Here is a 17,326-nt window from a genome sequence, read left to right as displayed (position 1 = left end):
GGCTGCTCCTCACCCATTCACCCAGGCCATGTCATCAACCGTCAGAGGCACGCCGCGCAGCTCGCGGTTGACGAGGAAGTTTTCGGTTTCCTCCGCGGTGATCGCCAGCTCGATCTCGGCGTCGAAACGCTCCTTGAAGGCGGCGATGATCTCGTCGACGATGACTTCCGGGGCGGAGGCGCCGGCGGAAAGGCCGAGCGTGCCGATTTGGCCGATCTCGTCCCAGTTCAATTCGGAGGCGCGCTGCACCAGGAGGGAGCGCTTGGCCCCTGCCCTCAGCGCCACTTCGACCAGCCGCTTGGAATTCGACGAATTGGGAGCACCGACGACGATAAAGAGGTCGCAGCCGGGGGCAGCTTCCTTGACCGCTTCCTGGCGGTTGGTGGTGGCGTAGCAGATGCTGTCGGCGGAAGGCGCCGTGAGGTTCGGGAAACGCTCCTGCAGCTTGGCGATGACGCCTGCCGTGTCGTCCACCGAGAGGGTCGTCTGGGTGACGTAACCGAGATTGTCCGGATCTTCGGGGACATAGGCTTCCGCGTCGGCGATCGTGTCGATGAGCGACACCGTGCCCGGCGGCAGCTGGCCCATCGTGCCGATCACTTCCGGATGGCCGGCATGGCCGATCAGCACCACATGGCGGCCGAGGCGCTGGTGGCGCATCGCCTGCTTGTGGACTTTCGACACCAGCGGGCAGGTCGCGTCGAGATAGAAGAGATTGCGGGCCTCGGCATCCTCGGGCACGGATTTCGGTACGCCATGTGCGGAGAAGACTACCGGCTGCTCGCGATGTTCGGCCGGGATCTCGTCCAGTTCCTCGACGAAAACGGCGCCCTTCGCTTCGAGACCCTCGACCACATAGCGGTTGTGGACGATCTCGTGGCGGACATAGACCGGCGCGCCATAGGCTTTCAGCGCCAGCACGACGATCTGGATCGCCCTGTCGACGCCGGCGCAGAAACCGCGCGGGCCGCAGAGACGAATCTTGAGCGGGCTTTTTTCAGGTATGGATGATGCCATCAAATCAGGACGCCAGGACTGTCAGCACGAGAGCGAAAATGGCCGGACCGCCCTGGATGAGCAGGATGCGCGGCTTGACCGACCACGCGCCATATATAGCGGCAATGATCACGCACACAAGAAAGAAGAGCTTCAATTGGAAAGCGAAGGCGGGATCGCGTGGCGCACCATGTCGTCGAAACGCACGGGAAATCACGCCTGCCCTCAAGGCCCATAAAGCTCCGATCGCCTTCTTATGACGTCACGCTTATGACGTCACGGAAGCGCGTCGTAGCCTGGGCCGAAGCCGGTGAGCTCGATCGGAATACCGACCCGGTCCTGATCTGCGGATTCGCGCAGGGCAAAGACGGCAGCCTTGCCGGCGCGCAGGATGCGCATCAGTTCCTCGTCGATCTCCACTTCCACATAACAGCCCTCGGAGAAGCAGCGGGTGAAATAGGCGCGGCCGATATTGTTGTTGTCGACATAGAGTTCCATGCCGTCCTTCAGGAGCACGCCGAGCGGCGCGAGGATGCGCAGGATGCGTGCCTTGCGGTCGGCGGTCTTCAGCACCACCACCGACAGGCCGACTTCCGGCCGGTCCTCGGCGATGACGTTCTGCATCAGCGCGCACTGGTCGGCGGAAGCGCCGGCCGGCCGGTCGCAGATGATCGACCACGCGCCATGGTTCTCGCGCACGTTGCCCGGGGGCTGCGCCTGCTGCCCCGGAGGCTGCTGGGCCTGCCCGTTCGGCGCCGGCCGGGGTGCCTGCGGTCCCGGCTTGGCGCCCTGTGCCGGAACGGGGGCCGACTGGGGTGCAGCGGGCCGCGGGCCGGGCTGCGGCTGCTGCGCCAACGCGGGAAGCGAAACGGCGGCTGCAAGCATCACGGCTAGACCGGCGCAGATCAGGGAGGGACGACCCATGGAAACCTCTGGAAGACGAATCAGTGCGGCTATTCTTGTCGTTCACTAGACGAAATGAAAAGCCCTGACCTCTTTCCAGTGGAGTACGGCGAAAGTGGGACCCGCCGGGCCACGTGGCCCAGCCGTCACTTTTGTCAGGAAAAAGCCGGATTTTGGCCCTCGTGCGGTCTATAATGACGCAGCCGGAGGTGTTGAAGGCCTTTGAAATAAGACCTCGGCCCGGTCGAAAAAGCAGGCTGCGGCCCCTGATTATCGCGGGATTCCAAGCTTATCCCCGAGGCGCAAAAATGCCGCACGGGCTTTTCCCGCCAGATATTGCGGCGGCAGGCAAACTGTGATTGAAGCAGACCATATAGCTTGGATTCTGCGTTCGGTTTGATCGAGATCAGACGCATGGGGAGATATGTAGTGATGAACAGGGCTTTTGCAGTGATGACGGCGCTCATCTGTCTGCTCTTTGCTTCCGCAGGTTTTGCGGACCAGCCACATCCGTGGCAGATTGACTTCCAGGCGGCAGCAACGCCGATCATGCACCAGATCCGCTGGTTCAACCACTATACGCTGTGGTTCATCGTGCCGACCACGCTTTTGGTTCTGGCCCTGCTGGTCGTCGTCGTCGTTAAATTCCGCGCCAGCGCCAATCCGGTACCATCGCGGACCAGCCACAATACGGCGATCGAGATCATCTGGACGCTTGGCCCGGTTCTCATCCTCTTCTTCCTCGCCATTCCCTCCTTCAATCTCCTGAATGCCCAGCTCGAAATTCCGGAATCGGACATGACGGTCAAGGCCACCGCCACCCAATGGCAGTGGAACTATGAATATGAAGGCACGCCAGCACCGGTCGCCTTCGACAGCTTCATGCTGAAGGACCAGGACCGCGCCGCCGCCGGCAAGACCGATCCTGCCGTCTATCCGCGTCTTCTCGCCGTCGACAACGAAATGATCATCCCGGTCAACAAGACCGTGCGCGTGCTGGTGACCGCCGCTCCGTCCGACGTCATCCACGCCTTCGCAATGCCGGCTTTCGGGCTCAAGATCGATGCCGTTCCGGGCCGCCTGAACGAAACCTGGTTCAAGGCAGAGAAGGAAGGCCTCTATTACGGCCAGTGCTCCGAACTGTGCGGCAAGGACCACGCGTACATGCCGATCGCCATCCGCGTCGTCTCGGAAGACAAGTACAAGACCTGGCTCGCAGCTGCTGCGACCGACCTGCCGGGCGCCTACAAGGCTCTCGTGGCTGCGGTCGACAAGCCTGCCGGCAATTTTGCCGTCGCGGCAAATGAATCCAAGTAATACAGAGGAGTGAGGACAATGGCTGGACATTCCGCTCACGACGATCACGCTCATGCTCGCACCTCTCACGATGATGCGCATGCCCACGACGATCATCATGATCATTCGCACACGCCGACCTTTGCTCAGCGTTGGCTGTTTTCGACCAACCACAAGGACATCGGCACGCTCTACCTGATCTTCGCGATCTTCGCGGGCATCGTCGGCGGACTTCTGTCGGTCGCCATGCGTATGGAACTGCAGGAACCGGGCATCCAGATCTTCCATGGTCTGGCATCGATGGTCTACGGTTTCCAGGGCGATGCTGCCATCGACGGCGGCAAGCACATGTTCAACGTGTTCACCACCGGCCACGCGCTGATCATGATCTTCTTTATGGTCATGCCGGCGATGATTGGCGGTTTCGCCAACTGGATGGTGCCGATCATGATCGGCGCGCCGGACATGGCCTTCCCGCGCCTGAACAATATCTCCTTCTGGCTGATCGTGCCGGCCTTCCTGCTTCTGCTGCTTTCGATGTTCGTCGAAGGTCCTGCGGGCGCTTACGGTGTCGGCGGTGGCTGGACCATGTATCCGCCGCTCGCGACCATGGGGCATCCGGGTCCGGCCGTCGACCTGGCGATCTTCTCGCTGCACGTCGCCGGCGCCTCCTCGATCCTCGGTGCGATCAACTTCATCACCACGATCCTCAACATGCGTGCTCCGGGTATGACGCTGCACAAGATGCCGCTGTTTGCCTGGGCCGTGCTGGTCACCGCCTTCCTGCTGCTGCTCTCGCTGCCGGTTCTGGCGGGCGCCATCACCATGCTTCTGACCGACCGCAACTTCGGCACGACCTTCTTCTCGCCGGAAGGCGGCGGTGACCCGATCCTCTACCAGCACCTGTTCTGGTTCTTCGGCCACCCGGAAGTGTACATCCTGATCCTGCCCGGTTTCGGCATCGTCAGCCACATCGTCTCGACCTTCTCCAAGAAGCCGGTCTTCGGTTATCTCGGCATGGCTTACGCCATGGTCGCGATCGGCGCCGTCGGCTTCATCGTCTGGGCCCACCACATGTACACGGTCGGCATGTCGCTCGATGCGCAGCGCTACTTCGTCTTCGCGACGATGGTCATCGCGGTTCCGACCGGCATCAAGATCTTCTCCTGGATCGCCACGATGTGGGGCGGGTCGCTGACCTTCTCGACGCCGATGATCTGGGCGATCGGCTTCATCTTCCTGTTCACCGTCGGCGGCGTCACGGGCGTCCAGCTCGCCAATGCCGGCCTCGACCGCTCGCTGCATGACACCTATTACGTCGTGGCCCACTTCCACTACGTTCTGTCGCTTGGCGCGGTCTTCGCCATCTTCGCGGCCTGGTACTACTGGTTCCCGAAAATGTTCGGCTACATGTACAGCCAGCGGATCGGCAACCTGCATTTCTGGGTCATGTTCATCGGCGTCAACCTGGTGTTCTTCCCGCAGCACTTCCTGGGTCTTGCCGGCATGCCGCGCCGTTACATCGACTATCCGGATGCGTTCGCCGGCTGGAACTACGTTTCTTCCATCGGCTCCTACATTTCCTTCGTCGGTGTGCTGATCTTCCTCTTCGGCGTCTGGGAAGCCTTCGCAAAGAAGCGCATTGCCGGCGACAATCCCTGGGGCGAAGGTGCGACCACGCTGGAATGGCAGCTTTCTTCGCCGCCGCCGTACCACCAGTGGGAACAGCTTCCGCGCATCAAGTAAGCGCTAGATCCTTGAAAAAGGGCATCGCGGCAGCGCGATGCCTTGAAATACCAAACAGGACGGTTCAATGACGGTTATGGACAATCACGACGCTCTCGGCACCGATGGAGGCTCACGCCTCTCGGAAGCGAGTGCGCGCGATTTCTTCGAACTCCTGAAGCCGCGGGTGATGTCGCTCGTGGTCTTCACCGCATTCGCCGGTCTCATTCTCGCGCCGGGTCAGATCAACCCGGTCCTCGGCGTGATTTCCATTCTCTGCATCGCCGTCGGCGCCGGCGCCTCGGGTGCGCTCAACATGTGGTACGACGCCGATATCGACGCGATCATGACCCGCACCGCCAAGCGCCCGATTCCGGCCGGCCGCATCCTGCCCGCGGAAGCGCTTGCCTTCGGCCTGACGCTCTCGGTCTTCTCGGTCGTCATCCTCGGCCTTGCGGTCAACTGGTTCTCGGCGGGCCTGCTCGCCTTCACCATCTTTTTCTATGTCGTTGTCTACACGATGTGGCTGAAGCGCTCGACGCCGCAGAACATCGTCATCGGCGGCGCTTCCGGCGCCTTCCCGCCGATGATCGGCTGGGCCTGCGTCACCGGCGGCGTATCGCTCGACAGCATCCTGCTTTTCCTGATCATCTTCCTGTGGACGCCGGCGCATTTCTGGGCACTCGCGCTCTTCAAGATGCGCGACTACGGCTCGGTCGGCGTGCCGATGATGCCCAATGTCGCAGGCGAGGCCTCGACCAAGAACCAGATCATCGTCTATGCGGTACTGACTGCGGTGATCGCTGTCGCTCCTACCCTCACCGGACTTGCGGGCCTCGGTTACGGCATCTTCGCCGCCTTGCTCGGTGCGATCTTCGTCATCTGTTCCATCGCCGTCCGGCGCATGCCCGACGGCGATGAGAAGATGATGCCGGCGAAGAAGATGTTCGCCTATTCGATCTTCTATCTCTTTGCGATCTTCTCGGCCCTGCTGGCCGACCGGCTGCTCGCGGGATTGCCGCACCTCGTGGGAGGTCTGCTGTGATGGAAAAAATCAAGCTCAGCGAAGCCCAGAGGAAGTCCCGCCGCAACCGCAATGTCGCGCTCGGCATCGTTCTCGCCGGGCTCGTGGTCCTCTTCTACATCATGACGCTGGTGAAAATCGGCGGAGTCGGGAACTAGGGTGGAGCGATGACGGACGTCAATCAGAACGGTCAGGCAAAGCGGGTCAGCAACAGCGCGATCTTCGCCGGCTGCGCCGTTTTCGTGGCTGGCATGGTCGGTGCCGCCTATGCTTCCGTGCCGCTCTACCGGCTGTTCTGCCAGGTCACCGGCTATAACGGCACGACCCAGCGCGTCGAGCAGTATTCCGACAAGATCCTGAACAAGCCAATCCAGGTGACGTTCGACGCCAACATTTCGCCGGGCCTGAACTGGGAGTTCAAGCCCGCCAAGGCGGTCAGTCCGAAGATCGGGGAGACCGTGCAGATCGAATACACGGCGACCAACCGGTCGTCCAAGCCGACGACGGGCAGTGCCGTGTTCAACGTGACGCCGATGGAAGCGGGCGCCTATTTCAACAAGGTCGAGTGCTTCTGCTTTACCGAGCAGACGCTGCAGCCCGGCCAGTCGGTCCAGATGCCGGTGGTGTTCTTCGTTGACCCGGAGCTCGCCACGGCCCAAGAGACCAAGAACATCAAGACGATCACCCTGTCCTACACCTTCTATCCGAGCGAACCGGGCAAACCGGTCGCGGCTCTGCCGGAAGGCCCGAAGGCAGGCGCCCAGAAGACGGGCGCCCAGAACACAGGCGTGGGGAAACTTTAAGAGGGTTCGCCGGTTTTCCGGCGGAGCAGGCATTCATCCGGGGATTCTGACATGGCCGACGCGCATCAGAAAAATCACGACTACCACATCATCGATCCGAGCCCGTGGCCGATCCTGGCTTCGCTCGGTGCCTTCGTCATGACCTTCGGCGGCGTCGCCTACATGCGCTATCTGAAGGGCGGCGAGTTCCATCTTTTCGGCCTTAACTGGGCGAGCCCATGGTGGTTCTACGGCGGCCTGGCGATCATCATCTACACGATGATCGGCTGGTGGACGGACACGGTCAAGGAAGGCAATTCGGGCGCTCATACCCGCGTCGTTTCGCTGCATCTGCGCTACGGCATGATCATGTTCATCGCTTCGGAAGTGATGTTCTTCGTCGCCTGGTTCTGGGCCTTTTTCGATGCCAGCCTCTACGCCAACGAGGCGATCCAGGCGACCCGCGTCGAGTTCCTCGGCGGTCAGTGGCCGCCGAAGGGCGTCGAGGTGCTCGACCCCTGGCACCTGCCGATCTACAACACGGTCATCCTGCTTCTGTCCGGCACCTGCGTCACCTGGGCTCACCATGCGCTGCTGCACGGCGACCGCAAGGGCCTGATCAGCGGTCTGGCGCTGACCGTCGCACTCGGCATCCTGTTCTCCTGCGTCCAGGCTTACGAGTATATCCACGCTCCGTTCGCGTTCTCGAACTCGATCTACGGCGCGACCTTCTTCATGGCGACCGGCTTCCACGGTTTCCACGTCCTGGTCGGCACGATCTTCCTGGCTGTCTGCCTGCTGCGCGCCATCAACGGCGGTTTCACGCCCACCCAGCATTTCGGCTTCGAAGCCGCTGCCTGGTACTGGCACTTCGTCGACGTGGTGTGGCTGTTCCTCTTCTTCGCCATCTACATCTGGGGTGGCTGGGGCGCACCGCTCGCCCATTGAGCCAGGGGACATGAATTCCGGGAGGGCGGCGACAAGCCGCCCTTCTGCTTTTTGAGGACTGGAACGAATGGCAACCAAGGCTCCCTCGCAAACCACATCGGATAAGAGGCCCGTCCGCGGCCGTGGCCGGGTGATCGCGACCGCCGTCGTGGTGCTGGCGGCGCTCGCCATCCTGCTGTCGCTCGGCACCTGGCAGGTGGAGCGGTTGCATTGGAAGGAAGGCCTGCTCGCCGATATCGCCCAGCGGCGGTCGGCGGCACCCGTCGCGCTTTCCGATATCGAGGCGATCGGGAAATCCGGCGGCGATATCGAATACCGCCGGGTATCGGTCACCGGCACGTTCAACCATGCCGGGGAGCGGCATTTCTTCGCGACCTTCGGCGGCCAGACCGGCTTCTACGTCTATACCCCGATGACGCTTGCCGACGGCCGCATCCTGTTCGTCAACCGCGGTTTCGTGCCCTATGAGATGAAGGACCCGAAAACCCGTACGGCCGGGGAGGTTGCCGGCCAGCAGACCGTCACCGGTTATGCGCGGGTGCGGCTTGGCGAAAAGCCGTCCTCGATCGTCCCGGACAACGATCTCGCCAAGAACATTTTCTACTGGAAGGATCTCGACGCCATGGCCTCGACCACCGGTATCGATGCGTCGAAGGTCGTGCAGTTCTTCGTGGATGCCGATGGGTCGATCGTCAATCCGGGCGGCTGGCCCAAAGGCGGCGTCACCCAGTTCGACCTGCCGAACAGCCACCTGCAATATGCCGTGACCTGGTACGGCCTTGCCGCGGCCCTCGTTGCCGTCGTCATCGGCATGATCTTCCGCCGCAAACACGCCTGAGCCGGCAGGTTAGGCTTGCTTCGGTCCCTCCCCGGACCTACATCGGTTGGAGCAGAGCGCGCGTCTTCATAGGGCAGCGCCGAAGGAGCACCCATGAACACCGACCTTCTCAACCTTTTCGACTGCGACGAGACCAAGCTGCGCTCGATCCTCTCCGAGGCGCTTACCGGCGCCGATGACGGCGAGCTTTTCGTGGAACATGCCCAGGCGGAATCGCTGACCTTCGACAACGGCCGCCTGAAGGGCGGTTCGTTCAACACCGACCAGGGGTTCGGGCTGCGCTCTGTCGCCGGCGAAGCGGTCGGTTATGCCCATGCAGGCGAGCTTTCGGCGGCAGCGCTGTCCCGCGCCTTGGATGCGGTGCGGGCCGTCACCGCCGGTTATTCCGGCTCCTACGCGGCCGCTCCCCAGCGCACCAACAAGAAATATTACGGCGACGAGAACCCGATCGGATCCCCGAGCTTCGAAGAGAAGGTCAAGCTGCTCACCGATATCGACGCCTATCTGCGCTCCAAGGACGACAAGGTACGGCAGGTAACGGCAACGGTGTCCGCAAGCTGGCAGGTGGTCGACATCCTCCGCGCCGATGGCCACCGCGTGCAGGACATCCGCCCGATGACCCGCATCAACATTTCCGTCGTCGTCGGCGACGGCGACCGGCAGGAGAGCGGTTCGTTCGGCACCGGCGGCCGCATCGGCTTCGGCGATTTCGTGACGGAAGGCAACTGGCAGACCGGCGCCGACGAGGCGCTGCGCCAGGCGCTCGTCAACCTGACCGCCATCGACGCGCCGGCCGGCACGATGGATGTCGTGCTCGGCTCCGGCTGGCCGGGCGTGATGCTGCATGAGGCGGTCGGCCACGGGTTGGAAGGCGATTTCAACCGCAAGAAGACCTCGGCCTTTGCCGGGCTTCTCGGCGAGATGGTCGCGGCCCCCGGCGTCACGGTCGTCGACGACGGCACGATTGACAACCGCCGCGGCTCGCTCACCATAGACGACGAGGGCACGCCGTCGGCCTACAACGTGCTGATCGAGAACGGCAAGCTCGTCGGTTACATGCAGGATCGCCAGAACGCCCGGCTGATGGGCGTCCAACCGACCGGCAACGGCCGCCGCCAGGGTTATGCCTATACGCCGATGCCGCGGATGACCAATACCTACATGCTCGGCGGCGACAAATCGCCCGAAGAGATCATCGCCTCGGTGAAGAAGGGCATCTATGCCGTCTCCTTCGGCGGCGGCCAGGTGGACATCACCTCGGGCAAGTTCGTGTTCGGCTGCACCGAGGCTTACATGATCGAAAACGGCAAAATCGGCCCCGCCATCAAGGGCGCCATGCTAATCGGCAACGGCCCGGATGCGATGCGCCGCGTCTCGATGGTCGGCAACGACATGAAGCTCGACACCGGCATCGGCAATTGCGGCAAGGGCGGCCAATGGGTCCCCGTCGGCGTCGGCCAGCCGCATCTGCGGATGGACCAGGTGACGGTGGGCGGGACGAAGGCGTAAGGCGCTTCCGGGAGATGTTATGCGCCTTTTATCGCGGCGGCAGAATTCAGCCGGCGAACGAGTGCGCATCGCGCTCAATCTCAAGGCCATTCCCTATACCTACCTGCCCGTGGGATCGTTAGCGCCCGGGGAATACCTGCGCCTCAACCCACAGGGATTGTTGCCCGCCCTCGACATCGGCGGGCAGATCATTCCCCAATCGTCGGCGATCCTCGACTATCTCGAGGAAAGCCATCCTCTGCCCGCGCTTCTGCCTAAAGACCCGCTGCTTCGCGCGCAGGCGCGGGGTTTTGCTGGGCTCATCGCATCCGAAATGCATTCGATCACTGTGCAGCGGGTGCGCCGGTTCCTCCAAACCGATCTGGAACTCAGTTCAGAGAAGGTGCAGCAATGGGTTTTGCACTGGCTGACGTCCGGACTGAAGGCGTTGGAAGAGACGCTGCGCGATCGGCATGAACACTTCGCCTTTTGTTTCAGCAACGAGCCGGGATGGGCGGACCTGCATCTTATTCCGCAGTTGAGCAACTGCGCAGGCTCGGTTGTGATCTCTCGGCCTACCCGGAACTCCTGGCCGTCGAAGCGAAATGCGTCGAGCTTCCTGCCTTCCGTTTGGCACGCCCGGAAGCGCAGCCGGATTTCCCCGGCGCGATCTGATCCTATTCCTCATCCGGCCTGAACAGCCATTTCCGCTCGATCGCCGCTGCCAGGTCAATCCGATTGTTGCGGGCAAACAGCAGGACGTGGCCGAGAAGATCGGCCGTCTCGTCGGCGAGGTCGCGGGCGAGAGCCTCGTCGCTCCTGCCCTTCTTCCGTCCGCGGCCGGTGGCGCGGTTCCAGGCCTGGGTCAGCTCGCCCATCTCTTCCTGCAGCTTCAGGAGAAACCAGTCGGGATCGCGGACCATTCCGTGGGTTTCGGCGTAATCCGCGGATGCGGCCTCGAACTGTTCGACAAGTTTGCCCAGCATGGCGTTCTCCTTTTGTATCCACAGGAGAATGCCGATTCCCGCGCCGTGTCCAGAGGGTTTGCTTGACACCCTCATCCAAATCCCGGCAGGTGCGGGTCACTCGATCCCATCTGCATACGGCATTTTCCATGGATTCCGCCAACCCGATTTCCGCTTTGCTGGATGCATGGATTCCGGGCCATGGGCCGGCACAGCTCGTCTTTCTGTTCCTCTCGGCGCTGATCGCCGGGCTGGCGCGCGGGTTTTCCGGGTTTGGCGGAGCGCTGATCTTCGTTCCACTCGCCGGTGCCGCCGTCGGGCCGAAGATCGCCCCTGCCCTGCTGCTCGTCATCGACGGCGTGACGACGCTCGGCATGGTGCCGGACGGCTGGAAGCGCGCCAACCGCCGCGAGGTGGGCACGATGCTGATCGGGACGCTGATCGGAGTGCCGGCCGGCACGACCCTCCTGGCGGTGATCGATCCGACGGCGCTGCGCTGGCTGATCTCGGTCGTTGTGCTCTTTCTGTTGGTCTTCCTGATTTCCGGCTGGCGTTACCACGGCAAACCGAAGACGCCGCTGACGATCGGCGTCGGAGCGCTTGCCGGCCTGTTCGGCGGTGCCGCGCAACTCTCCGGTCCGCCGGTCGTCGCCTACTGGCTCGGCGGTGCCATCCCGCCGCTCACCGTGCGCGCCAATCTGATCCTCTATTTCGCGCTTTCGACGGTGATTTCCGCCACCGCCTATATCGTCGGCCACCTTTTGACCCTCGACGTTCTTGCGCTCGCGCTAATCGCCGGGCCGGGTTACGGCCTCGGTGTGCTCGCCGGTTCGAAACTGTTCGGCTTTGCCTCCGAAGGCACCTTTCGGCGCATCTGCTTCATGCTGATCGCCATGGCGGCGATCGTCAGCCTGCCGCTTTTCGACGCGCTGCGGCCCTGACCAAAATCAAGCCCCTCTTTGTTCAGCAAGGCTTAACCCGTCCGGCAGTAGGGTCGCGCACTACGAAGTAACGTGGGCGTGATCGCGGTGGGGAATACCAGGGAGAGGTTTCAGGCGCTTTGGCGCCGGGATGTCAAACGCCGGCTTGTCGCCGGCGGCCTCGACATGGCTGCTGCACTTGCACGTGCCGGGATGATGCCCAATGCCCGCGGCCACGGCGCCATTTTCACGCTCCACCATGTGCGGCCGAAACAGAGCCGGCCACTGCAGCCGAGCGGCCATCTGGAAGTGACGCCGGATTTCCTCGGCGAAGCGATCGAGCGGCTTTCGGCCGAAGGTTACGAATTCATCCCCTTGAGCGACGTGCCGGCACGGCTTGCCGCGCCGACCAAACAGCCGTTCGCCGCCTTCACACTCGATGACGGCTACCGCAACAATGCCGAATACGCGCTGCCCGTGTTTGCCCGCCACGGCGTGCCCTTCACCATTTTCGTCACCCGCGGATTTGCCGAGCGGACCCATTCGCTCTGGTGGGAGACGGTCGCCGAACTGCTCGGACGCGAGCGGGAAGTGAGCTTCGATTTCGGCGGCGGGCCTGAAATCCTCAACCTCACCTCGGAGGCGCGCAAGTTCGACGCCTTCGACCGGTTTTCCAGCTATGTCCTCGAAGTCGAGGAATCCACCGCCGTCTCACGGATCGATGCGCTGGCGAGAAAACACGGCGTCGATCCGCTGAAGATCACCGCCGACCTGACCATGAATGCAGAAGAGCTCCGCTCGGTCGCCGCCCATCCGCTGGCTTCGCTTGGTGCCCATACGACGAGCCACCGGGCCGTCGCACGGCTTTCGGCGGAAGACGCCCGCGCGGAAATGAAGCAGTCCGCCGACTGGATCGAGGCTTTGACCGGCGAACGGCCGGACACGATCGCCTATCCCTATGGCAGCCGCGCCGCGGTCTCCGAGCGCGACTGCGCGATTGCCAAGGAACTCGGCTTTTCGGTCGCGGTGACGACCCAGCCCGGCACGCTCTGCGCCAGATCCATGAACCGGCTCACCGGCCTGCCGCGCATCTCGCTCAACGGCTACTACCAGCAGCCGCGCTATGTCTCGGCCCTCGCCTCAGGCATCCCGTTCGCGATCGGGCGATGAAACATGGCGAAGTCCTTTGAATTCGTGAATTCTTCCACGAAAAAGGCCTTCCAGGAACTTCCAAAAGATATCCAGATCCAGTTCGCCAACGACCTCCAGCGGGTCCAAGAAGGGCTTCAGCCTCTTTCGGACTTCAAGCATCTGAAGGGCATTGGAAATGGCGTCATAGAGCTCATCGAGAACGGGAGCCCGGCCTATCGCGCCGTCTATTGCGCCAAATATCTCGATACGGTTTTCATTCTCCACGCCTTCACCAAGACGACGAATGGCGTCAACCGCAAGGCAATGGATACGGTCCAGGGTCGCCACAAGACGATGTTGCAAATCGTCAAAAATCGCAAATAGATCAGGCCGCCTCAACCACCTCGCAGATCACCCTGTGCTCGGCGCTGAAGGACGGCTTCAGGCGAACGCCGAGCTTCGCAAGATAGCCGATCAGCTTGTCTGCCGAGAACAGATGTATCTTTCCGCGCATCAATTCGCTGACGCGGGGTTGAGGAATGTCGAGCGCCCCGGCGATATCCGCCTGCTTCCATTTCCTGTCTTCAAAGATGGCGATCAGGGTCGTCAGCAGGTCCGAGCGAAACCGTAGGTCGGCAGCCTCGATCGGATCCTCCGTGACGGCGTCAAAGATATTCTCAAAGACCAGGCGTTCCATCTTCGACCTCGATATACGACTTTCCGTATAATCTAGATGCAAACACATGCCTGGTCAATGACAGATCACGGATACATCCGCACCTTTTCCCAAGGTCCGTCGGCGACGGAGCGGCGGAATTCGATGCGGTCGTGCAGGCGGAACGGGCGGTCGTGCCAGAACTCGATCGACACCGGCTTGATGCGGAAACCGGACCAGTAGGGCGGGCGCGGAATGTCGCCGATCGCGTAGCGGGCGGTGTATTCGGCTACCGATTTTTCGAGCGCGAAGCGGGTTTCGAGCGGACGGGACTGTTTCGACGCCCAGGCGCCGATGCGGCTGCCGCGGGGGCGCGAGGCGTAATAGGCGTCCGCCTCGGCGTCGCTCACCACCTCCACCTCGCCGCGCAGGCGAACCTGGCGACGCAGCGATTTCCAGTGGAAGCACATCGCCGCCTTTTTCTGACCGAGGATCTCGCGGCCCTTCTGGCTTTCGAAATTGGTATAGAAGACGAAACCGTTTTCGTCATACCCCTTCAACAAGACCATGCGAACGTTCGGCATGCCGTTTTCGTCGACGGTCGCAACCGCAACGGCATTCGGATCGTTGGGTTCTGAGCTCTCGGCATCCTTCAGCCAGGAACCGAAAAGCGCGAAAGGTTCGTTCTCCGCGGTGAAGTCACCAGTTGTTAACCCGCTCTCAGACATATTGAATAAAATACTCCCAATCTCATGAAAAATGCCCGAGTTTTTCAGTCGGACAGGACGCACGGTGGTAGTGATAGCAAAGTCGAAGAGCCGCACAAAGAGGTCGTTTCTCCTCGGCAGACGGGCAGCCGCCCTCTGCCTTGCAGGGCTTTCGCTTGCCGGTTGTACCAGCAGCCTCGATCTCTTCGGAAGCGCGCCCAAAGTCGACCGCTCGATCGCGACCGGCACCGTGCCTAGCGCGTCTCAGCCTACCGGTGCGACGCTTTCCGACGAGGCGACGGTGCGTAACGCCGTCTCCTCGGCCGATCTTGCCAAAGTCGGAGCAGCCTCGGTTCCGTGGGCGAATACCACGACCGGCAGCGCCGGCGTCGTCTCGCAAATCCGCGAGGCCCGCAACGGCGAGCAGATCTGCCGCGCCTTCACCACCACGCGGCATTCCTACGAGGGTATCGCCATGTTCTCCGGCCAGACCTGCCTGACCGGCAGCGGCGACTGGATGCTGACGGCCTTCGACCGCCAGTAGTCGCGGTCGTCCCTCCCCCAAGACCGAGCCTGCAAAATTCGTTTCGGGCGTTTCCGTGAAATCGCGCTGGAAACCATTCGTTTACCTTAACGACCACGACTGGAGGCGGCGTAACCACTGATTCACAAGTCCTAACATAGGCTCGCCTGATGTAAGCAGTAATCTGCCCGGAACATGAGGAACCGGCCGATGGCTGTCGGAGTTGTGACGAGTATCGGGGGTCCAATGATCAAGCGGGGGCCCGCCGTTTCAAGTAACCGGTGGTCCCACAATGCGTGATCCCTATTCTCTTCTTGGCGTGAAGCGCAATGCCGAGCCCGACGAAATCAAGGCAGCCTGGCGCGCCAAGGCCAAGACCGTTCATCCCGACCAAAACCAGGACGATCCGTCTGCGACGAGCCGTTTCGCAGAGATCGGCCAGGCCTACGAGGTCCTGAAGGATCCCGAGCGCCGCAAGCGATACGACAGGGCCGCCGAGATGCACCAGACCATCATGCAGCAGCGCAATGCCGCCCGCGAAGCCGCCGAGCGCGCCAAGGCCGCAAAGGCCAATGCCGAAAAGGTCATGGAAGAACTCGCCAAGACCAATGCGCAAAACGCCAAACCCCAGGCACAGGGACAGGCGCAGGCTCGCGGCCAGTCCCAGGCCCAGGCCCAATCTCAGGCTCATCCCCAGAACCAGTCCGGCCCGGCAGGCGAGACGCCGGAGGACATGATCGAGCGTATCTTCGGCGCCGCGGCGGCCGACCAGGCAAAATCTCACACGGGCGGCTCGGCGCAGACCAACGGCGATTCGGCGGAAACAGCCAAGGCAGATGTATCGGGGAGCGAAAGACCGCCCCTGCCGGCGCTTGCCATCGACCTGATCGCCTCCATCGTGCGCCGCTTCCGCGGCACGACGCCTGCTCCCGAAAAGGCTCCGGATATTTCCGTCGAGGCAACGGTGACCTTGGAGGACCTCCTGAAACTCAACGCGGTCACGCTGAAGATGGCTGACGACCGCGAAGTCCGCCTTGTGCTGGAAAAAGGCATGACGGAAGGCCATGTGGCGCGGTTGAAAGGCCAGGGCCTCAAGCTCGCCGGCATGAAATCCGGCGATCTTCTCGCCTCTATCAAGGTTTCCCGCGACAGCCGTTTCCGCGTCGAAGGTTTCGATCTTCACACGACCTTGTCGATTTCGCTCGAAGACGCGGTGCTTGGCGGCGACGCCTCGGTCGAGACGCCGGAAGGCAACCGCAACATCAGCATTCCGGCATGGTCCGGTTCCGACCAGACGGTTCGGCTGAACGGCCTTGGCCTTCATGACGATGCCGGCGGCCGCGGCGATCTCGTCGTCGAACTGCGCGTCGTCCTGTGGGAAAAACCGAACGAAAAGGTCACCGACCTGATGCGGCACATGCGTCACGGGCTGTATGTCTGACGGCATCGCCTAGTATGACAGTTTTGCGTCGGTATTCACCGCTAAGCACCCTTTGTTACGGCTACTAACACGAGATGATCCAAGTCTGCTTGAACCCTTGAGCTGCCTATGTCATAGGCAGCGTTCATCTAAGGTATCAGGGGACTATGAATGGTTCAGGCTTCCGGCCTCATGGCAGGCAAACGCGGTCTCATCATGGGCGTTGCCAATAATCGTTCGATCGCGTGGGGCATTGCCAAGGCCATCCACCAGCATGGGGGGGAAGTCGCGTTCACCTACCAGGGCGATGCACTCAAGAAACGCGTTGAGCCGCTCGCCGCCGAGTTGGGCGCCTACATGGCCGGCCATTGCGACGTCGGTGACGAATCGACCATCGACGAGGTTTTCGACAATCTCGAAAAACACTGGGGAAAGATCGACTTCCTGGTGCATGCGATCGGCTTTTCCGACAAGGACGAGCTGACCGGCCGCTATGTCGACACCTCGGCGGACAATTTCGCCAAGACAATGCAGATCTCGGTCTATTCCTTCACGTCCGTCGCAAGGCGGGCGGAAAAGCTGATGACCGACGGCGGCTCGATGCTGACCCTCACCTATTATGGTGCCGAAAAGGTCATGCCGAACTACAACGTCATGGGCGTTGCCAAGGCGGCACTCGAAGCCAGCGTCAAATATCTTGCCGTCGATCTGGGTCCGAAGAACATTCGCGTCAACGCGATCTCGGCCGGGCCGATCAAGACGCTTGCCGCTTCCGGCATCGGCGACTTCCGCTACATCCTCAAATGGAACGAATACAATGCGCCGCTGCGCCGTACCGTCACCATCGAGGAAGTGGGTGATGTCGGCCTCTACATGCTGTCCGACCTGTCGCGCTCCGTCACCGGCGAAACCCATCATGCCGACAGCGGCTATCATGTCGTCGGCATGAAGGCCGTCGATGCGCCGGACATTTCGGTCATCAAGGACTGATGCTGTTCCAGGGAC

The 17,326-nt window shown here is 62.0% G+C and carries 22 protein-coding genes; 15 read left to right on the top strand and 7 right to left on the bottom strand.

The window, feature by feature from the left end; translation table 11 throughout:
- Positions 1-9 precede the first annotated feature (9 nt).
- The 4 genes from ispH to C5J24_RS31880 form a co-directional block, all read right to left on the bottom strand.
- A complete protein-coding gene (gene ispH, locus C5J24_RS14600) occupies positions 10-1,017 on the bottom strand; it encodes a 4-hydroxy-3-methylbut-2-enyl diphosphate reductase (RefSeq protein WP_105419089.1) in 1,008 nt (335 codons plus the stop codon).
- 4 nt (positions 1,018-1,021) lie between these two features.
- Positions 1,022-1,213, bottom strand: coding sequence for a DUF1304 family protein (locus C5J24_RS32565; RefSeq protein ID WP_256427174.1), 192 nt, complete (start codon positions 1,211-1,213; stop codon positions 1,022-1,024).
- A gap of 59 nt (positions 1,214-1,272) precedes the next feature.
- Positions 1,273-1,920: an invasion associated locus B family protein gene (locus C5J24_RS14590; RefSeq protein ID WP_105418790.1), complete on the bottom strand. Its 648-nt coding sequence runs from the start codon at positions 1,918-1,920 to the stop codon at positions 1,273-1,275.
- A gap of 134 nt (positions 1,921-2,054) precedes the next feature.
- A complete protein-coding gene (locus C5J24_RS31880) occupies positions 2,055-2,366 on the bottom strand; it encodes a hypothetical protein (protein WP_172723980.1) in 312 nt (103 codons plus the stop codon).
- Here C5J24_RS31880 and coxB point away from each other — a divergent pair.
- From coxB to C5J24_RS14550, 9 genes are all read left to right on the top strand, one after another.
- A complete protein-coding gene (coxB, locus tag C5J24_RS14585) occupies positions 2,332-3,216 on the top strand; it encodes a cytochrome c oxidase subunit II (RefSeq protein ID WP_046631144.1) in 885 nt (294 codons plus the stop codon). The genes C5J24_RS31880 and coxB overlap by 35 nt on opposite strands.
- Before the next feature lie 18 nt (positions 3,217-3,234).
- Entirely contained in the window at positions 3,235-4,941 is a 1,707-nt protein-coding gene (gene ctaD / locus C5J24_RS14580) for a cytochrome c oxidase subunit I (protein ID WP_105418788.1), read from the top strand.
- 67 nt (positions 4,942-5,008) lie between these two features.
- The gene (locus C5J24_RS14575) at positions 5,009-5,965 is read left to right on the top strand and encodes a heme o synthase (RefSeq protein WP_105418786.1); all 957 of its coding nucleotides are present in this window, start codon (positions 5,009-5,011) and stop codon (positions 5,963-5,965) included.
- Positions 5,965-6,102, top strand: a complete 138-nt coding sequence (locus tag C5J24_RS31875; RefSeq protein WP_046664528.1) for a hypothetical protein — start codon at positions 5,965-5,967, stop codon at positions 6,100-6,102. Before C5J24_RS14575 ends, C5J24_RS31875 begins: the two co-directional genes overlap by 1 nt.
- 9 nt (positions 6,103-6,111) lie before the next feature.
- Positions 6,112-6,747: a cytochrome c oxidase assembly protein gene (locus C5J24_RS14570; protein WP_105418784.1), complete on the top strand. Its 636-nt coding sequence runs from the start codon at positions 6,112-6,114 to the stop codon at positions 6,745-6,747.
- Positions 6,748-6,798: 51 nt separating this feature from the next.
- Positions 6,799-7,674, top strand: a complete 876-nt coding sequence (locus C5J24_RS14565) for a cytochrome c oxidase subunit 3 (protein ID WP_046664530.1) — start codon at positions 6,799-6,801, stop codon at positions 7,672-7,674.
- A 67-nt stretch (positions 7,675-7,741) separates the two neighbouring features.
- Positions 7,742-8,512: an SURF1 family protein gene (locus C5J24_RS14560; RefSeq protein WP_046664531.1), complete on the top strand. Its 771-nt coding sequence runs from the start codon at positions 7,742-7,744 to the stop codon at positions 8,510-8,512.
- Positions 8,513-8,605: 93 nt separating this feature from the next.
- The gene (tldD, locus tag C5J24_RS14555) at positions 8,606-10,021 is read left to right on the top strand and encodes a metalloprotease TldD (RefSeq protein ID WP_105418782.1); all 1,416 of its coding nucleotides are present in this window, start codon (positions 8,606-8,608) and stop codon (positions 10,019-10,021) included.
- Between the two features lie 19 nt (positions 10,022-10,040).
- Positions 10,041-10,697 (top strand): glutathione S-transferase N-terminal domain-containing protein, encoded by a 657-nt coding sequence (locus C5J24_RS14550; protein WP_245446641.1) that lies wholly within the window; start codon positions 10,041-10,043, stop codon positions 10,695-10,697.
- Here C5J24_RS14550 and C5J24_RS14545 read toward each other — a convergent pair.
- On the bottom strand, positions 10,678-10,986 hold the full coding sequence (locus C5J24_RS14545; protein ID WP_105418781.1) for a pyrophosphatase: 309 nt from the start codon (positions 10,984-10,986) through the stop codon (positions 10,678-10,680). The genes C5J24_RS14550 and C5J24_RS14545 overlap by 20 nt on opposite strands.
- Before the next feature lie 128 nt (positions 10,987-11,114).
- On the opposite strand from C5J24_RS14545, the gene C5J24_RS14540 reads away from it, so the two are divergent.
- From C5J24_RS14540 to C5J24_RS14530, 3 genes are all read left to right on the top strand, one after another.
- On the top strand, positions 11,115-11,906 hold the full coding sequence (locus tag C5J24_RS14540) for a sulfite exporter TauE/SafE family protein (protein ID WP_105418779.1): 792 nt from the start codon (positions 11,115-11,117) through the stop codon (positions 11,904-11,906).
- A gap of 165 nt (positions 11,907-12,071) precedes the next feature.
- Positions 12,072-13,055, top strand: coding sequence for a polysaccharide deacetylase family protein (locus C5J24_RS14535; RefSeq protein WP_172723979.1), 984 nt, complete (start codon positions 12,072-12,074; stop codon positions 13,053-13,055).
- Positions 13,056-13,058: 3 nt separating this feature from the next.
- Positions 13,059-13,400: a type II toxin-antitoxin system RelE/ParE family toxin gene (locus tag C5J24_RS14530; protein WP_105418775.1), complete on the top strand. Its 342-nt coding sequence runs from the start codon at positions 13,059-13,061 to the stop codon at positions 13,398-13,400.
- A 1-nt stretch (position 13,401) separates the two neighbouring features.
- Here the strand turns inward: C5J24_RS14530 and C5J24_RS14525 are convergent, their stop codons facing one another.
- Positions 13,402-13,713, bottom strand: a complete 312-nt coding sequence (locus C5J24_RS14525; protein WP_105418773.1) for a helix-turn-helix domain-containing protein — start codon at positions 13,711-13,713, stop codon at positions 13,402-13,404.
- 65 nt (positions 13,714-13,778) lie between these two features.
- Positions 13,779-14,399 (bottom strand): pyridoxamine 5'-phosphate oxidase, encoded by a 621-nt coding sequence (gene pdxH / locus C5J24_RS14520; protein WP_105418771.1) that lies wholly within the window; start codon positions 14,397-14,399, stop codon positions 13,779-13,781.
- A 64-nt stretch (positions 14,400-14,463) separates the two neighbouring features.
- Here pdxH and C5J24_RS14515 point away from each other — a divergent pair, with 64 nt between their 5' ends.
- The 3 genes from C5J24_RS14515 to fabI all read left to right on the top strand — a co-directional run bounded on the left by C5J24_RS14515 (position 14,464) and on the right by fabI (position 17,311).
- Positions 14,464-14,922, top strand: a complete 459-nt coding sequence (locus C5J24_RS14515; RefSeq protein ID WP_046664537.1) for an RT0821/Lpp0805 family surface protein — start codon at positions 14,464-14,466, stop codon at positions 14,920-14,922.
- Between the two features lie 271 nt (positions 14,923-15,193).
- On the top strand, positions 15,194-16,342 hold the full coding sequence (locus C5J24_RS14510; RefSeq protein WP_105418769.1) for a DnaJ C-terminal domain-containing protein: 1,149 nt from the start codon (positions 15,194-15,196) through the stop codon (positions 16,340-16,342).
- A gap of 150 nt (positions 16,343-16,492) precedes the next feature.
- Entirely contained in the window at positions 16,493-17,311 is an 819-nt protein-coding gene (gene fabI, locus C5J24_RS14505; RefSeq protein ID WP_046631120.1) for an enoyl-ACP reductase FabI, read from the top strand.
- Positions 17,312-17,326: the final 15 nt, after the last annotated feature.

Source organism: Neorhizobium sp. T25_27 (assembly GCF_002968565.1).
Taxonomy (GTDB): domain Bacteria; phylum Pseudomonadota; class Alphaproteobacteria; order Rhizobiales; family Rhizobiaceae; genus Neorhizobium; species Neorhizobium tomejilense.
This window is presented reverse-complemented; position numbering and strand designations above follow the sequence as displayed.

What these genes read in the sequence shown, in the direction of transcription:
- ispH (WP_105419089.1), bottom strand. Translation starts at nt 1,017, where the DNA reads ATGGCATCATCCATACCTGAAAAAAGCCCGCTCAAGATTCGTCTCTGC.
- C5J24_RS14590 (WP_105418790.1), bottom strand. Translation starts at nt 1,920, where the DNA reads ATGGGTCGTCCCTCCCTGATCTGCGCCGGTCTAGCCGTGATGCTTGCA.
- coxB (WP_046631144.1), top strand. Translation starts at nt 2,332, where the DNA reads ATGAACAGGGCTTTTGCAGTGATGACGGCGCTCATCTGTCTGCTCTTT.
- C5J24_RS31880 (WP_172723980.1), bottom strand. Translation starts at nt 2,366, where the DNA reads ATGAGCGCCGTCATCACTGCAAAAGCCCTGTTCATCACTACATATCTC.
- ctaD (WP_105418788.1), top strand. Translation starts at nt 3,235, where the DNA reads ATGGCTGGACATTCCGCTCACGACGATCACGCTCATGCTCGCACCTCT.
- C5J24_RS14575 (WP_105418786.1), top strand. Translation starts at nt 5,009, where the DNA reads ATGACGGTTATGGACAATCACGACGCTCTCGGCACCGATGGAGGCTCA.
- C5J24_RS31875 (WP_046664528.1), top strand. Translation starts at nt 5,965, where the DNA reads ATGGAAAAAATCAAGCTCAGCGAAGCCCAGAGGAAGTCCCGCCGCAAC.
- C5J24_RS14570 (WP_105418784.1), top strand. Translation starts at nt 6,112, where the DNA reads ATGACGGACGTCAATCAGAACGGTCAGGCAAAGCGGGTCAGCAACAGC.
- C5J24_RS14565 (WP_046664530.1), top strand. Translation starts at nt 6,799, where the DNA reads ATGGCCGACGCGCATCAGAAAAATCACGACTACCACATCATCGATCCG.
- C5J24_RS14560 (WP_046664531.1), top strand. Translation starts at nt 7,742, where the DNA reads ATGGCAACCAAGGCTCCCTCGCAAACCACATCGGATAAGAGGCCCGTC.
- tldD (WP_105418782.1), top strand. Translation starts at nt 8,606, where the DNA reads ATGAACACCGACCTTCTCAACCTTTTCGACTGCGACGAGACCAAGCTG.
- C5J24_RS14550 (WP_245446641.1), top strand. Translation starts at nt 10,041, where the DNA reads ATGCGCCTTTTATCGCGGCGGCAGAATTCAGCCGGCGAACGAGTGCGC.
- C5J24_RS14545 (WP_105418781.1), bottom strand. Translation starts at nt 10,986, where the DNA reads ATGCTGGGCAAACTTGTCGAACAGTTCGAGGCCGCATCCGCGGATTAC.
- C5J24_RS14540 (WP_105418779.1), top strand. Translation starts at nt 11,115, where the DNA reads ATGGATTCCGCCAACCCGATTTCCGCTTTGCTGGATGCATGGATTCCG.
- C5J24_RS14535 (WP_172723979.1), top strand. Translation starts at nt 12,072, where the DNA reads ATGGCTGCTGCACTTGCACGTGCCGGGATGATGCCCAATGCCCGCGGC.
- C5J24_RS14530 (WP_105418775.1), top strand. Translation starts at nt 13,059, where the DNA reads ATGGCGAAGTCCTTTGAATTCGTGAATTCTTCCACGAAAAAGGCCTTC.
- C5J24_RS14525 (WP_105418773.1), bottom strand. Translation starts at nt 13,713, where the DNA reads ATGGAACGCCTGGTCTTTGAGAATATCTTTGACGCCGTCACGGAGGAT.
- pdxH (WP_105418771.1), bottom strand. Translation starts at nt 14,399, where the DNA reads ATGTCTGAGAGCGGGTTAACAACTGGTGACTTCACCGCGGAGAACGAA.
- C5J24_RS14510 (WP_105418769.1), top strand. Translation starts at nt 15,194, where the DNA reads ATGCGTGATCCCTATTCTCTTCTTGGCGTGAAGCGCAATGCCGAGCCC.
- fabI (WP_046631120.1), top strand. Translation starts at nt 16,493, where the DNA reads ATGGTTCAGGCTTCCGGCCTCATGGCAGGCAAACGCGGTCTCATCATG.